The organism is Bradyrhizobium huanghuaihaiense (genome assembly GCF_007830635.1).
Taxonomy (GTDB): domain Bacteria; phylum Pseudomonadota; class Alphaproteobacteria; order Rhizobiales; family Xanthobacteraceae; genus Bradyrhizobium; species Bradyrhizobium huanghuaihaiense.
Genome location: NZ_VLLA01000001.1, coordinates 315,840 through 329,285, shown reverse-complemented (window position 1 = coordinate 329,285; position 13,446 = coordinate 315,840). Strand labels below are relative to the sequence as shown.

The 13,446-nt window shown below is 66.0% G+C and carries 14 protein-coding genes; all 14 read right to left on the bottom strand.

The genetic code is table 11. The features are described 5' to 3' along the window. Window positions 1–83: 83 nt before the first annotated feature. The 14 genes from IQ16_RS01490 to murJ all read right to left on the bottom strand — a co-directional run bounded on the left by IQ16_RS01490 (window position 84) and on the right by murJ (window position 13,384). Entirely contained in the window at window positions 84–497 is a 414-nt protein-coding gene (locus IQ16_RS01490) for a helix-turn-helix domain-containing protein (RefSeq protein ID WP_008131807.1), read from the bottom strand. Window positions 498–718: 221 nt separating this feature from the next. After that, the gene (lnt, locus tag IQ16_RS01485; RefSeq protein WP_018644198.1) at window positions 719–2,332 is read right to left on the bottom strand and encodes an apolipoprotein N-acyltransferase; all 1,614 of its coding nucleotides are present in this window, start codon (window positions 2,330–2,332) and stop codon (window positions 719–721) included. Then, window positions 2,329–3,447: a hemolysin family protein gene (locus tag IQ16_RS01480; protein WP_026312175.1), complete on the bottom strand. Its 1,119-nt coding sequence runs from the start codon at window positions 3,445–3,447 to the stop codon at window positions 2,329–2,331. The genes lnt and IQ16_RS01480 overlap by 4 nt, the downstream gene beginning before the upstream one ends. A gap of 1 nt (window position 3,448) precedes the next feature. After that, window positions 3,449–3,937, bottom strand: a complete 489-nt coding sequence (gene ybeY / locus IQ16_RS01475; protein WP_020607940.1) for an rRNA maturation RNase YbeY — start codon at window positions 3,935–3,937, stop codon at window positions 3,449–3,451. A gap of 82 nt (window positions 3,938–4,019) precedes the next feature. Next, complete coding sequence (locus IQ16_RS01470) at window positions 4,020–5,015, bottom strand: PhoH family protein (protein ID WP_018644201.1); 996 nt, start codon at window positions 5,013–5,015, stop codon at window positions 4,020–4,022. Window positions 5,016–5,079: 64 nt separating this feature from the next. Beyond that, entirely contained in the window at window positions 5,080–6,465 is a 1,386-nt protein-coding gene (gene miaB / locus IQ16_RS01465; protein ID WP_018644202.1) for a tRNA (N6-isopentenyl adenosine(37)-C2)-methylthiotransferase MiaB, read from the bottom strand. A gap of 192 nt (window positions 6,466–6,657) precedes the next feature. Continuing rightward, entirely contained in the window at window positions 6,658–7,338 is a 681-nt protein-coding gene (locus IQ16_RS01460; RefSeq protein ID WP_018644203.1) for an HAD family hydrolase, read from the bottom strand. 52 nt (window positions 7,339–7,390) lie between these two features. After that, complete coding sequence (locus IQ16_RS01455; protein WP_018644204.1) at window positions 7,391–7,846, bottom strand: Fur family transcriptional regulator; 456 nt, start codon at window positions 7,844–7,846, stop codon at window positions 7,391–7,393. Window positions 7,847–7,884: 38 nt separating this feature from the next. Next, window positions 7,885–8,370 (bottom strand): ribosomal protein S18-alanine N-acetyltransferase, encoded by a 486-nt coding sequence (gene rimI / locus IQ16_RS01450; RefSeq protein ID WP_018644205.1) that lies wholly within the window; start codon window positions 8,368–8,370, stop codon window positions 7,885–7,887. Beyond that, entirely contained in the window at window positions 8,367–9,059 is a 693-nt protein-coding gene (gene tsaB / locus IQ16_RS01445; protein WP_018644206.1) for a tRNA (adenosine(37)-N6)-threonylcarbamoyltransferase complex dimerization subunit type 1 TsaB, read from the bottom strand. Before tsaB ends, rimI begins: the two co-directional genes overlap by 4 nt. A 191-nt stretch (window positions 9,060–9,250) precedes the next feature. Beyond that, complete coding sequence (locus IQ16_RS01440) at window positions 9,251–9,820, bottom strand: NifU family protein (protein ID WP_018644207.1); 570 nt, start codon at window positions 9,818–9,820, stop codon at window positions 9,251–9,253. Between the two features lie 297 nt (window positions 9,821–10,117). Next, window positions 10,118–10,612 carry a universal stress protein gene (locus IQ16_RS01435; protein ID WP_026312176.1) on the bottom strand — a complete coding sequence of 165 codons (495 nt, stop codon included), beginning with the start codon at window positions 10,610–10,612 and terminating at the stop codon, window positions 10,118–10,120. Between the two features lie 105 nt (window positions 10,613–10,717). Then, window positions 10,718–11,770, bottom strand: coding sequence for a tryptophan--tRNA ligase (gene trpS, locus IQ16_RS01430; protein WP_018644209.1), 1,053 nt, complete (start codon window positions 11,768–11,770; stop codon window positions 10,718–10,720). An 81-nt stretch (window positions 11,771–11,851) separates the two neighbouring features. Beyond that, window positions 11,852–13,384 (bottom strand): murein biosynthesis integral membrane protein MurJ, encoded by a 1,533-nt coding sequence (murJ, locus tag IQ16_RS01425; RefSeq protein WP_018644210.1) that lies wholly within the window; start codon window positions 13,382–13,384, stop codon window positions 11,852–11,854. Window positions 13,385–13,446: the final 62 nt, after the last annotated feature.

Below are 13,446 nucleotides of genomic sequence, written 5' to 3'. Positions count from 1 at the left end.
CTGGGAGGGCGCGCGTCAACGCGCGGCCGCAAATGACGACATAGGCCAGATTTGGCGCAGCCTCAAATCGGATTGCGCTGGCGTCAGCGCTTGTCGGGGCCTTCGCGGGCCGCGATCTGCTCGACGAGATCGACGATCGAGCGGCGCATCTTCGAATCGGTGATTCGGGTGAACGCCTTGGTCAGAGCGAGACCTTCGGAGGTCGCGAGGAAGTCGGAAACATAAGAGGGCGAAGCACCTTCAGCGAAGCCGTCCGGGCCGGCCACGCCGCTCGGGCCGCCTTCGAACAGGAACGACACCGGCACCTGCAAAATCTCGGCAATCTGCTGGATGCGGCTCGCGCCGACCCTATTCGTGCCCTTCTCGTATTTCTGAATCTGCTGGAATGTCAGGCCCAAAGCTTCACCAAGCTTTTCCTGGCTCATGCCCAACATGATGCGGCGCATACGCACGCGGCTGCCGACATATTTGTCAACAGGGTTGGGCGCTTTCGACATTTCCTCAGCCTCCAAACACCACCCTCAGCGCAATCGACCGGAATGCCTCAGGTGCCAGCAGCGTAAAAATCAAACCCTGTTATTGGGAAACATTGCGGAGAAATTTAGCAACGCCCACTGTCTTTCGCAGCGGGTGCAGAATGAGGAACCCGCGTGCAATCTGTCAACCGTGGGACTACGGTTGTCAAAGGATTCCGGCCACCTCGGCGGCGACGACGCGATCAGGGGTGCCGTTTGGCAACACGCCGGCGGACCGCGAGCATCACACCGAGCGCGACGAGCATGGCTGCGGGCACGTCGCCCAGCCGCGCGTAGACGGTCGGCGGGATTGCGGCGGGCAGGTTTGCATCCAAAATGCCTTCGATGCCGAGACCCAGGCTGGCGACGGTGCGTCCGACCGGATCGATCACCGCGGAGATGCCGGTATTGGCGGAGCGGACCAGCGGCAATCCGAGCTCGATCGCGCGCATGCGTGCCTGCTCCAGATGCTGATAGGGGCCGGTCGAGATGCCGAACCAGCCGTCATTGGTGAGGTTCACGATCCAGCCCGGACGTTCGTTGCGTCCTGCCACCTCACCGGGAAAGATGGCCTCATAGCAGATCAGAGGCAGCGCCGATGGTGCGGTGGGGACCGGCAGCGCATGCCGCACGCTGCCGGCGATGAAGCCGCCGCGCACACGCGTCAGCTGCTCGAAACCGAGCTTCTCCATCAGCTCCTGGTAGGGAAGAAATTCGCCGAACGGCACGAGGTGCAGCTTGTCATAGACGGCGAGCACGCTGCCGTCGTGATCGATCACGTAGATCGAATTGTAGGCGCGTGTGATCGGCGTTCCCCGCGGCAGGTCGGGCGCGCGCACCGAGCCCGTGATCAGCACCGTGCCCTTCGGCAACAGGTCGGCGATTTGCGCCATCGCGTCGGCTTCGCGGGTCAGGAAGAACGGGAACGCGGATTCCGGCCAGATCAGGATGGTGGCATCGCGCACGCCGGTCGATTGCGGCCCGGAGGCGCGGTCCGACAGCGCGAGGTATTTCTTCATCACCTCGGCCTTGGCGGCGTAGTTGAACTTCGCGTCCTGCTGCAGGTTCGGTTGCATCAGGCGCAGCTTGGCGCCAGCGACCATCGCGGTCGGATGCAGTGACAGGCGGATCGCGCCGAAAATGCCCATCACAATCAGAAGCGCGATTGCCGCGGCTGACGCGCGCCACGCCACGCGGCGATCGGGCGTGCGGTCAATCAGCGTCGCCGGGCTCGCAAAGATCGCAACCGTCAGGAAGGTCATGCCCCACAGGCCGATCAGCGAGGCCGTCTGCGCCAGCGGCAGCGGCTCGGACAGCGCATAGCCGAATGCGTTCCAGGGAAAGCCGGTCAGCGCATGACCGCGCAGCCATTCGGCGATGGTGAGGCTTGCCGCGAGCGCGAGCACGCGCGTGGCGTTCTTGGTCCAGAGCAGGCGCGCCAGCGCACATCCGATCGCCGTGAAGATGGAGAGATAGGCCGGCAGGCCCAGCACGGCGAACGGTGTCAGCCAGGCGAAGATGTCGGCGTCGACGAAGAAGGCGTAGCCGATCCAGTAGAGGCCGGGAACGAAATAGCCGAGACCGAACCAGTAGCCGGTCAGCGCCGCGGCGGGGACGCCGCCATATCGTCCGGCGCCGGTGCCGTCGATCAGCCAGACCAGCACCGGAAAGGTGATGAACAACACCGGGAAGAGGTTGAACGGCGCCAGCGCCAGCACCGACAGCGCGCCGGCGGCCATGGCGATGACGGCGCGCTTCCAGCCCCAGGTGAGGATGATGGCGAGCGCGATCTGACGAAGTCGCTGCAATGCGTTCACTGCGGGCCGGTCCCGTCGCTCGGCGGCGGGGTCGGCGTGTCACTGGCCGGCGGCGGGCTGCTCTCCGGCGCGGCCTCGCGGCGCCGGCTCTCGCGCTGGCTGCGCGGCGCCGGTCGTTCCTTCCGCGTCGAGATGCGCAGCCGCTTGACGCGGCGCGGATCGGCATCGAGCACCTCGACCTCGTAATTGCCGGGACCCGAGATCACCTCGCCGCGCACCGGCAGGCGTCCGACGAAGCTGACGAGATAGCCGCCGAGCGTCTCGACCTCCTCACCGGCCTCGCCGGTGACGAAGTCCGCGCCGATCACGGTGCGGACGTCGTCGAGGCTGGCGCGGGCATCGGCGATGAAGGCGTTGTCCGGCAGGCGCACGATCGAGGGCGGCTCGTCGCTGTCGTGCTCGTCGTCGATCTCGCCGACGATCTGCTCGACGATGTCCTCGATCGAGACCAGCCCGTCGCTGCCGCCATATTCGTCGACGACCAGCGCCAGATGAATGCGCGTGGCCTGCATCTGCGCGAGCAGGTCGATCGCCCGCATCGACGGCGGCACGTAGAGCAGCTTGCGGATGATGCGGGCGTCCTCGAGCGGCATTGCCAGATCGACCGCGCGCAGATCGAGGCCGGCCGGCAGCGGCTTCTTGCGCTTGGTCTTGGTGGCCTCCGACACCCGCGCCCGCACGGTCATGAAAGCGAGCAGATCGCGGATGTGGACGATGCCGACGGGATCGTCGAGCGTCTCGTTGTAGACGACGAGGCGGGAATGGCCGGCGCTCTCGAAGCGGTCCATCAATTCGCCGAGCGGGATGTCGCGCTTCACGGCGATGATGTCGGCGCGATGCACCATGACGTCGGCGATGCGGCGCTCGTGCAGGCCGAGGATGTTGCGCAGCATGGTGCGCTCGACGGCGGAGAAGCCGGTGTCGTCGGGCGTCGTGGCGTCGAGCACGACCTGGAGATCGTCGCGCACCGATCCCGCCTTCCAGCCGAACAGCGTGCGGATGGCGCGCAGCAGCCAGCTCTCGGCGGTCGGGCGCAGCACCTCGCCCGGTGTCACCACGGCCGGCAGGTTGGGCGTGTTGCGCGGATTGTCGTGGGTTGGCTCGGAATCCGGCATCTCAGTGCGTCCCCGGGCGGTCGGCATAGGGGTCGGGGATGCCGAGATGGGCGAGGATCTCAGTTTCCAGCGCTTCCATCTTCTCGGCGTCGGCGTCGTTCTCGTGGTCGTAGCCGATCAAATGCAGGAAGCCGTGCACGGCGAGGTGGCTCAAATGATGGTCGAACGGCTTGTGCTCCTCGTCCGCCTCGCGCCGCATGGTCTCGTAGGCGATCGCGATGTCGCCGAGCATGCGCGGCGCATCGCCTTCCTTCCATTCGCCTTCCGGCTGGAGCGCGGGAAACGAAAGCACGTTGGTCGGCTTGTCGATGCCGCGCCAGTTGCCGTTGAGGGTGCGGATGCCGGCATCATCGGTCAGCATCACCGCCACTTCCGCGTCGGCAACATCTTCGTCGACGCTCTCGGCGGCGGCGGCGACCGCGCGCTGGATCACGGCTTCGGAATCGGGCTCGCGCTGCCAGCAATCGGCAACGACAAGGACCTCGGTCATGGGAAGGTTCGGATGTGACATTGTCTTTGTTCGGAACGATCAGGCGCCGCGTTCGCGCCCGTCTGGTCCGGCTGTTGTCCCGTCAGGATTTATCGGCGGCCGGCCGCTGCGGCGAACCTTCATAGGCGGCGACGATCCGCGCCACGAGCTCATGGCGGATCACGTCCTCGGCTTTGAAATGAACTTGGGCAATGCCTTCGACGCCGCCGAGCAGGCGCGTTGCCTCGGCAAGACCCGAGGTCTGGCCGTTCGGCAGGTCGATCTGCGAGGGGTCGCCCGTCACGATCATGCGGCTGTTCTCGCCGAGACGCGTCAGGAACATCTTCATCTGCATCGACGTGGTGTTCTGCGCTTCGTCCAGGATGATGGCGGCATTGGTGAGCGTGCGGCCGCGCATGAACGCGAGCGGCGCGATCTCGATCTCGCCGGTCTGCAGCGCGCGCTCGACGATGCGCGCGTCCATGAGATCATAAAGCGCGTCGTAGATCGGGCGCAGATACGGATCGACCTTCTCGCGGAGGTCGCCGGGCAGGAAGCCGAGCCGTTCGCCGGCTTCCACCGCCGGGCGCGACAGGATGATCTTGTCGACCTCCTTGCGCTCGAACAGCTGGGCGGCGTGCGCGACCGCGAGCCAGGTCTTGCCGGTGCCGGCGGGGCCGATGCCGAACACCAGCTCGTGGCGCTTCAGCGCGCGGATGTAGGAGTCCTGCGCGGCGGTGCGCGCGCGCACCGGGCGCTTGCGCAAGTTGATGCTGTCGAAGGTCGATTTCGCCGACTTCGCGTCGAACTCGAACAGCGATCCCTGCGCGATCACGGCGCGGATCGCGCCTTCGACCTCGCCCTGGTCGAGGTCCTGCCCTTTCAAGGCCTGCGCGTAGAGCATCTCCACCACGCGGCGGGCGGCGTCGCAGCCGTCGCGGGTGCCGCCGATGGTGATGTGGTTGCCCTTGGAGTCGACGACGACGCCGAGCCGTCGTTCGATCTGCGCGAGATTCTGACCGTAAGGGCCGACCAGCGCGGAAGCGGCGCGGTTGTCGTCGAGGTCGATGACGACCTGGGTCTCGGGCGGAACTTGCATGTCGCGGTCAAATTTGCGGCTGGGAGCGATAGAAGACGAATCCGATGCGCTTTTTGGCAAGGGTTCAGGCTCCAGTGGCTTGCGATAAAGCGGGCTCGCGCGCGGTGGCGAGCTCGCCGAGGAAGCTGTAGCGCTCGAGGCTGTCGATCCTGACAGGCAGGATTTGTCCGATGATGTCGGGCGAGGCCATCACATGCGCGGGCTGGAGAAAAGCGGTGCGGCCGACGATCTGGCCGTCCTTGCGCGCCGGACGCTCGAACAGCACATCGACCATCGAGCCAATCGCGGCCTTGTTGAAGGCCGATTGCTGGCTGTCGATCAGTTCCTGGAGCCGCTCCAATCGCTGGTCCATCTCGGCGGGGGACACCGTCTCCTGCATGTCCGCGGCCGGCGTTCCCGGCCGGGCGGAGTATTTGAACGAATAAGCCGCAGCGTAACCGATTTGCGTGACAAGCGCGAGGGTGGCGAGAAAATCTTGCTCGCTTTCGCCGGGGAAGCCGACGATGAAATCTGATGAAAAAGCAATGTCTTGGCGCGCGGTACGAAAACGGTCGATGACACGCCGATAATCATCGGCGGTATGTTTCCGGTTCATGGCGGCAAGAATCCGGTCAGAGCCCGACTGCACCGGCAGGTGCACGAACGGCATCAGGGCATCGAGATCGCGATGGGCCGCGATCAGGCTGTCATCGACGTCGCGGGGGTGGCTGGTCGAATAGCGCAGCCGCGCGATCCCCGGGATCGCCGCCAGATGCTCGAGCAGCCGGCCGAGCGGCCAGGTTTTTCCGTCCGGCCCCTCGCCGTGATAGGCGTTGACGTTCTGCCCGATCAGCGTGAGCTCGCGCACGCCGTTGTCGGCGAGCCGCTTCACGTCGTCGACGATCTTCGCCACGGGGCGCGAGACTTCCGAGCCCCGCGTGTAGGGCACGACGCAGAAGGTGCAGAACTTGTCGCAGCCTTCCTGCACCGTGACGAAGGCGGAAATGCCGCGTGCGCGGATTGCGTCGGGCTTCGGCTGGGCCAGGAAGCCGAACTTGTCCTCGGCGGGGAATTCGGTCTCGATCGCACGGCCTTCGCTGCCGGCGCGCTTCAGGAGCTCCGGCAGATGATGATAGCTCTGCGGTCCGACTACGACGTCGACGACCGGTGCACGGCGCACGATCTCCTCGCCCTCGGCCTGCGCCACGCAGCCGGCAACCGCGATCTGCATCGCGCGGCCCCCGCGCGCCGCCTCGTCCTTGGCGACGCGTAAGCGCCCGAGCTCGGAATAGACCTTTTCCGAGGCCTTCTCGCGGATATGGCAGGTGTTGAGGATGACGAGGTCGGCGTCCTCGGCGCTCGCCGTCTCCACGAATCCTTCCGGAGCCAGCGTGTCCACCATGCGCTGGGCATCGTAGACGTTCATCTGGCAGCCATATGATTTGATGTGCAGCTTGCGCGGCGGCGTCATGGAACCCGAAAATGGCGGTGGAGGACGGCCCTCAGATATAGGCTGGAGGGCCGAAAATCCAGCGAATGGGGGCCTGAAGCCGTCATTCCGTGGCGCGACGCAGTCGTGAACCCGGAATCTCGAGCTAATTCCTCCAGATTCCGGGTTCACGCGCGGTGCGCGTGCCCCGGAATGACTGTGAGGGGGTGGGAATCAGCCCGCCAAGGCCTCCGCCTCGACCCGCCGGACCAGTTCCGGGAGCTGGTGCATATCGGCAAAGGTCAGATTGGCGCCGGCCTGGCGCAGGGTCTCGGCATGGCCGTCCCCGCAATGGCTGCCGCCGTAGAAGCCGAACACGATCATACCTGCCGCCCGGGCGCCGGCGATGCCGGCCAGGCTGTCCTCGATGACGACGCAGCGCTCGGGCGGAACGCCCATTTCGCGCGCGGCGAACAGGAAGAGGTCCGGTGCCGGCTTGCCGTTCATCACCTGCGAGGACGAGAAGATGTTCGGCGCGAGGCGTTCGTAGAGTCCCGTGCTTCCGAGGCTCACCTGCATGCGTGAATGCGAACCGCTCGAGGCAACGCAGACACGTTGCGTCACGACGTCGAGCACGTCGTGGATGCCGCGGATCGCCTCGAGGTCGGCCTCGAATGCGCGAAACAGCTCGTCCTGGAGATCGCCGTGATAGGCCTCGGGCAGCTTGCGGCCGAGCTCGGTTTCGATCTCGAGGTTGGCCTGTTTTGTCGAGCGGCCAAGGAAGCGCTCGGACACCTGCTCCGACGTGATCGGATAGCCGTGCCGGGTCAGCACATCCGCATGCGCGCGACAGGAGATCACCTCGCTGTCCACGAGCACGCCGTCGCAATCGAAGATGATGAGATCGATGGGCACTAAGGCATGATCCGGAAAAGTGTGGAGCGGTTTTCCGACAAGATCATGCCACTTAAGACGTCGGCTTGTCGTCGTCGAGCGGGACGCAATAGAGCTCGAGCCGGTGGTCGACCAGCTTGTAGCCGAGCTTGCGGGCGATCTCCGCCTGCAGCTTCTCGATCTCTTCGGAGGTGAATTCGATCACCTTGCCGTCGCGCAGATTGATGAGGTGGTCGTGGTGGCTGTCGCGCATCGTCTCATAGCGCGCGCGGCCCTCGCGAAAATCATGACGTTCGATGATACCGGCGTCCTCGAACAGCTTGACGGTGCGATACACGGTCGAGATCGAGATCTTGTCGTCGACGGCAACGCAGCGCCGGTACAATTCCTCGACGTCGGGATGATCGACCGCCTCCGCGAGCACGCGGGCGATGACGCGGCGCTGCTCGGTCATGCGCATGCCGGTGGCGGCACAGCGCGCCTCGATGCCGGACGCCTTGGTTGCGGAAGAGGGTTTCAGTGCGGTCATGATCTGTCTGCCTGAGGGGGCGCTTTCTGCCATCGATGTTACGACAAGTCACGTCGCATCAGAAGGGCGTTCAATTGTTCCCCGTTGGGCTGCTTATAGTAGCGTTCGCGGCGTCCGACCACCATGAATCCGGCCCGGTCGTAGAGCCGCCGCGCCGGCTGGTTATTTTCCTCAACTTCGAGAAATATCGTGCGCACGCCGCGCCCCGCGAGATGGCCGAGATGGGTCATCAGCAGCGTGCGGGACAGGCCGCGGCCGCGATGGGCCTGGTCGACCGCGACCGAGAGGATCTCCGCCTCGTCCGCGCCGATCCGCGAGACGGCAAAGCCGATGATCTTGCGACCGAGGCGCAACCGATGCACGAGCGTGTTGCGCTCGCCGATCATGCTCTCGAACTCGCCTTCGCCCCAGCCCTGCGCAAAGGAGGCGCCGTGAAGCTGCGCCAGCCGCGCGGCATCGCGCAAGGAAACCGGCTCGACGGCGGCCGTGCCGCCGCGCCACCATTCCGACAGCCATCTCATCATGAGCTTGCGGCTTGTGCGAGCGGCGGAGTTGCGGCCGGTTTTGCGTCGGGCGCCTTCAGATAGAACGGCCGCGCCGGATTCGTCTCGGGATCGGCCGCAGCGCCGAGCCATGCGACCCAGCCGATGTCGGGCGCGGGCTGCGCGTCGACCGCGACGGGCGGCGGCGCATCCTTCGGCCAGCGATCGGCGAGGATGTTCGCGGCATTGCCGACCAGATGCGGCGCGCCGAATTGCGAGGCCGCGATCGCATCATTGATGGGCGCGATGCCCGGCTGCACCAAGAGGCTGCCGTCGCCGGCGACGATCTGGAAATAGACGTGATCGTGCCGCGCATCGATGGCGGAGATCACCGGCGCCGTTCCGCTCTGGCCGACGACGGTGGCCGCATAGGCCGACAGCGTCGTCAGCCCGACCGCCGGCCGTTTCGCCGCAAGCGCAAGGCCGCGCGCCGCCGAGATGCCGACGCGCAGGCCGGTGAAGCTGCCGGGGCCGACCGTGACGGCGACGCGGTCGAGCGAGGTGAAGGCGAGATTGGCCGATTGCATCACGCGCGCGATCATCGGCATCAGCGCTTCGGCATGGCCGCGCTTCATGAGAAGCTGCTCCTGCGCAAGGAGCTCGCCGGCGTCGGTGTCGAGCACGGCCGCCGCGCACGCCTCGAGCGCAGTATCGATAGCAAGGATCAGCATGGAAGAGCGAATGACGAGTGGCGAATGGAAAGCAGTCTAGCGAACCGAGCGCCTATCCGCCATTCATCGCGCACGATTTGCAGACCCCCAAATGCCTTACTTCGTAGGGTGGGCAAAGCGAAGCGTGCCCACCACAACCGTTTCGGTGGGCACGGCGCAAGCGCGCCTTTGCCCACCCTACGACAGCTCGCCTACATCGGCCGGACTTCGACCACGTCGGGCACGAAGTGCTTGAGCAGGTTCTGAATACCGTGCTGGAGCGTTGCCGTCGACGACGGGCAGCCGGAGCAGGCGCCCTTCATGTTGAGATAGACGATGCCGTCCTTGAAGCCGCGGAAGGTGATGTCGCCGCCGTCATTGGCGACCGCCGGCCGCACGCGGGTCTCGATCAGGTCCTTGATCATGTCGACCGTCTCTGCATCGGCCTCGTCGAAGAACTCGTCCTCGTCGTCGAGATCGGCATCGCTGTGCGCTTCGCCGCCGGCAAGCAGCGGCGCGCCGGACATGTAGTGCTCCATGATGGCGCCGAGAATTGCGGGCTTGAGCTGCTGCCATTCGCCGCTCGCCTTGGTCACGGTGATGAAGTCCGATCCGTAGAACACGCCGGTGACGCCGGGCACCTCGAACAGCTTTTCGGCCAGCGGCGAGCGCGCGGCCGATTCGCGGCTCGCAAACTCCATCGGGCTGCCGTCGACCACGACGCGGCCGGGAATGAACTTCAGCGTGGCGGGATTGGGGGTGGCTTCGGTTTGAATGAACATGGTTTTCTCCAGACGTCGCCGGTTCAAGGCCGGCGCGTGCTCTATCACCTAGCAGATGGCGACGGGGAACGCACGGTCAAGGGGAGGAAAGGGCGTTCCGCAGTTATATCAGCGGGTTAGGTGCTTTCTTACCCTCCCCTGGAGGGGAGGGTCGATCGCGCGAAGCGCGAGCGGGGTGGGGTGATCTCTCCCCACGGGCAGCGTTCGAGGTGGAGAGACTGTCACCCCACCCCGTCTCATGTCTCGCTTCGCTCGACATGAGCCGACCCTCCCCCTCCAGGGGAGGGTAAGTGGCAGCTACGACAGCGAATCCACGCTTTGGTCGCTCAGCGCGCCGGAGATGATCGTCACCGGCACCGGGAATGTGCCCAGCTCATGCGCGAGCAGCGCGACCAGAGGTCCCGGGCCCTCCGCGCCGGGACTGGCGGCGAGCACCAGCATGGCGATGTCAGGATCCTCGTCGATGACAGCGAGCAGCTGTTCCATCGCGGCGCCTTCGCGGATCACCCGTTCCGGCGTGATCGCGGCGATGCCGTTGGCTCTCCCGGCGGCGCGGTCGAGCGCGGCCTCCGCCTCCTCCTGCGCCTCGGCGCGCATGATGTCGGCGACCCCCAGCCATTCCTGGGTCTGCTCCTCCGGCTCGATGATGCGCAGCATCACCACGCCGCCGCCGGCTCGGATCGCCCAGCGGCTGGCGTAATAGACCGCGCGATCCCATTCGGCGCTGTCGTCGACGACGACGAGGCATTTGGGCTTGTGACCCGGCTCGAAGCAAAGTCGCTTGCTGGTCATGCATGTCCCGGCGTGTGCACGGCTGGCATGCTGCCACACTCCCGCAATGTTTGGGAGAGGCGAAGCGGCCGGCGCCATGGCGCCGACCGGTTTTGCGATCGTGCCTTAGCGCCGACGGATGAAGCCGACGATGTCCTTCGAGAGCTTCATGGTCTCGTCGGCAATGGCGCGGGCCCGGTCGGAACCGTCGTTCAGGATCGTGTCGATATGGCCGGGGTCGGCGACGAGGCGCTTCATCTCGCCGGCGATCGGCGCGAGCTTGGTGACGCACAGCTCCGCCAGCGCGTTCTTGAAGCTGGAGAACTGGCCGCCGCCGAACTCGCGGAGCACGTCGGCCTTGGCGCGGCCGGAGAGCGCGGCGAAGATGCCGACGAGATTGTCGGCCTCGGGACGGGCTTCCAGGCCCTTTTCCTCTGACGGCAGCGGCTCCGGATCGGTCTTCGCCTTGCGGATCTTCTGCGCGATGGTGTCGGCATCGTCGGTCAGGTTGATGCGCGAATTGTCGGAGGCATCCGACTTCGACATCTTCTTGGTGCCGTCGCGCAAGCTCATCACGCGCGTCGCCGGGCCCGTGATCAAGGGTTCCGGCAGCGGGAAGAACAGGCCGTCATTGGCGCCGTGGCTGCGGATCGAGTCGCCGAAATCGTTGTTGAACTTCTGCGCGATGTCGCGCGAGAGCTCGAGATGCTGCTTCTGGTCCTCGCCCACGGGAACGTGGGTGGCGCGGTAGAGCAGGATGTCGGCGGCCATCAGCACGGGATAGTCGAACAGACCCACGGACGCGTTCTCGCGGTCCTTGCCGGCCTTCTCCTTGAACTGGGTCATGCGGCCGAGCCAGCCCATGCGCGCGACGCAGTTGAAGATCCAGGCGAGCTCGGCGTGTCCCGAGACCTGGCTCTGGTTGAACACGATGTGCTTGTTCGGGTCGATGCCGCTGGCGATGAACGCCGCCGTCACCTCGCGGGTGTTGCGCGCGAGCTCGACCGGTCCGCCCCAGACGTCGACGCCTTGCGTGATCGCGTGCATGTCGACGACGCAATAGATGCAGTTGTGGGTTTCCTGCATCTTCACGAAGTTGACGATCGCGCCGAGGTAATTGCCGAGGTGCAGATTGCCCGTCGGCTGGACGCCCGAAAAGACCCGTTCAACGAATGGCATGGTCAGCCTTCCCAAAGGTATTTGGCCGTCGTTTCCAACAGCGGCGCTGCTCCGTCAAGGGTAATTCGCTTGTCCCACCCGCTAGGCCGGCCGTTTCAAGGCCGCAGCCGCCTCGCGCCAGGAGGCGGCGCCGAAGGTTTGCAGCAACAGGCCGTAGACCGCGATCCCGGCAGCGATCTGCACGCCCAGCACGATGAAGCGGATCAGGCCATGCGCCTCGGCGGGCATCAGAGCCGCGGACAGCCAGAGCAGGGCGCCCATCGCGGCCGCGGCGAGCACGATCCGCGGCAGCCGTTTTCGTGCGGCGGCATCCACCGAGAAGCCGAACTCGCTGGTGCCTTTCCGGAGCAGCGAGATCGCACTGCTCCAGGCGCCGGCCGCGATGCTCGCCGCGATCCCGCTGGCGCCGAAGAAATGCCCGAGCAGGACGGCGAGCGCGATTGCGACCACAAATCCTTTGGCCGTGGCCATGAGCGGCGTCATCGTGTCGCTGCGGGCATAGAACGCCGGCGACAGCGCCTTGATCAGCACATGGGCCGGCAGGCCCAGCGCCAGCCACATCAATGCATGCGCAGTCGCCGTGCTGTCGTCCGCGCCGAAGGCGCCGTGCTCGAACAATAGCCGCACGATCGGCTCGGCCAGCACGACCAGGCCGAGCGTCGCCGGCAGCGCCAGCCCGGTCGCAAGCTCCAGCGCCCGCGATTCAGCATGTGCGACCGCGTCGCGGTCGCTGCTGGTGACGGCGCGCGTCAGCTCCGGTACCAGCACCGTGCCCATGGCGACGCCGACGATGCCGAGCGGCAGCTCGATTAGGCGGTTGGCGAAATAGAGCCAGGACACCGCGGACGGCGTGGCGGAGGCGATGATCGCGCCGGCCACCATCAGCCATTGCGGGCCCGAGCTGGCGATCATGCCGGGAACGGCCTTGGCGAAGAAGCCGCGCATCTCCTTGTCAAAGCTGACGCGCAAAGGTGTCGCAAGATCCGCACTGCGCTGCGACAGCAGCATCAGCAATTGCAGCAGGCCGGCGACACCGACGGTCGCCGCCAGCATCCACGCCGCGAAGGTCGCATCAGTATGCCCGACCAGGAGCACGCCGATGGCGACGATCAGCGCGATGTTGAACAGCAGCGGCGAGAAGGCGGTCAGCGCAAAGCGCGCTTGCGCGTTGAGCAGTCCCATCAGCACCGTGACGGGCCCGGCGAAGGCGAGATAGGGCAGCATCAGCCGCGCATTCGCGACGGCGAGATCGAGCGTGGCGCTGCCGAGAAAGCCCGGCGCGATGACCGTGATGATCAGCGGCATCACCAGCGCAATCACCGCCGAGCTCGCGATCAGGGCCACGCTCACCGTTCCGAGCACGCGTCCCGCGAATGCGGAAGCAGCCGCTTCGCCATCGCGGTCACGCACGCGCAGCCAGGCCGGGATCAGGGCCGCATTGAGTGCCCCCTCGCTGAGCAGCCGTCGCACCACGTTGACGAGCTGGAACGCCGCCAGAAACGCATCCGCCACCGCGCCGGTGCCCAGCAGGGCGGCAATCATGGAATCGCGCGCAAAGCCGAGCAGGCGCGAGGCCAGTGTTCCCGTCGAAACTGTCAGGAAGGAGCGGATCATTGCTCGTTTATAATACCGTTGCTTGCCCGCGAAGGCCCGGTCGTGATAGGCCGCGAGCCAGA

Coding starts and splice junctions, on each gene's coding strand:
- IQ16_RS01455 (WP_018644204.1), bottom strand. CDS start 7,846: ATGACCGCACTGAAACCCTCTTCCGCAACCAAGGCGTCCGGCATCGAG.
- rimI (WP_018644205.1), bottom strand. CDS start 8,370: ATGATGAGATGGCTGTCGGAATGGTGGCGCGGCGGCACGGCCGCCGTC.
- trpS (WP_018644209.1), bottom strand. CDS start 11,770: ATGCCATTCGTTGAACGGGTCTTTTCGGGCGTCCAGCCGACGGGCAAT.
- IQ16_RS01480 (WP_026312175.1), bottom strand. CDS start 3,447: ATGCCGGATTCCGAGCCAACCCACGACAATCCGCGCAACACGCCCAAC.
- murJ (WP_018644210.1), bottom strand. CDS start 13,384: ATGATCCGCTCCTTCCTGACAGTTTCGACGGGAACACTGGCCTCGCGC.
- IQ16_RS01435 (WP_026312176.1), bottom strand. CDS start 10,612: ATGACCAGCAAGCGACTTTGCTTCGAGCCGGGTCACAAGCCCAAATGC.
- ybeY (WP_020607940.1), bottom strand. CDS start 3,937: ATGACCGAGGTCCTTGTCGTTGCCGATTGCTGGCAGCGCGAGCCCGAT.
- tsaB (WP_018644206.1), bottom strand. CDS start 9,059: ATGCTGATCCTTGCTATCGATACTGCGCTCGAGGCGTGCGCGGCGGCC.
- IQ16_RS01490 (WP_008131807.1), bottom strand. CDS start 497: ATGTCGAAAGCGCCCAACCCTGTTGACAAATATGTCGGCAGCCGCGTG.
- IQ16_RS01470 (WP_018644201.1), bottom strand. CDS start 5,015: ATGCAAGTTCCGCCCGAGACCCAGGTCGTCATCGACCTCGACGACAAC.
- IQ16_RS01440 (WP_018644207.1), bottom strand. CDS start 9,820: ATGTTCATTCAAACCGAAGCCACCCCCAATCCCGCCACGCTGAAGTTC.
- miaB (WP_018644202.1), bottom strand. CDS start 6,465: ATGACGCCGCCGCGCAAGCTGCACATCAAATCATATGGCTGCCAGATG.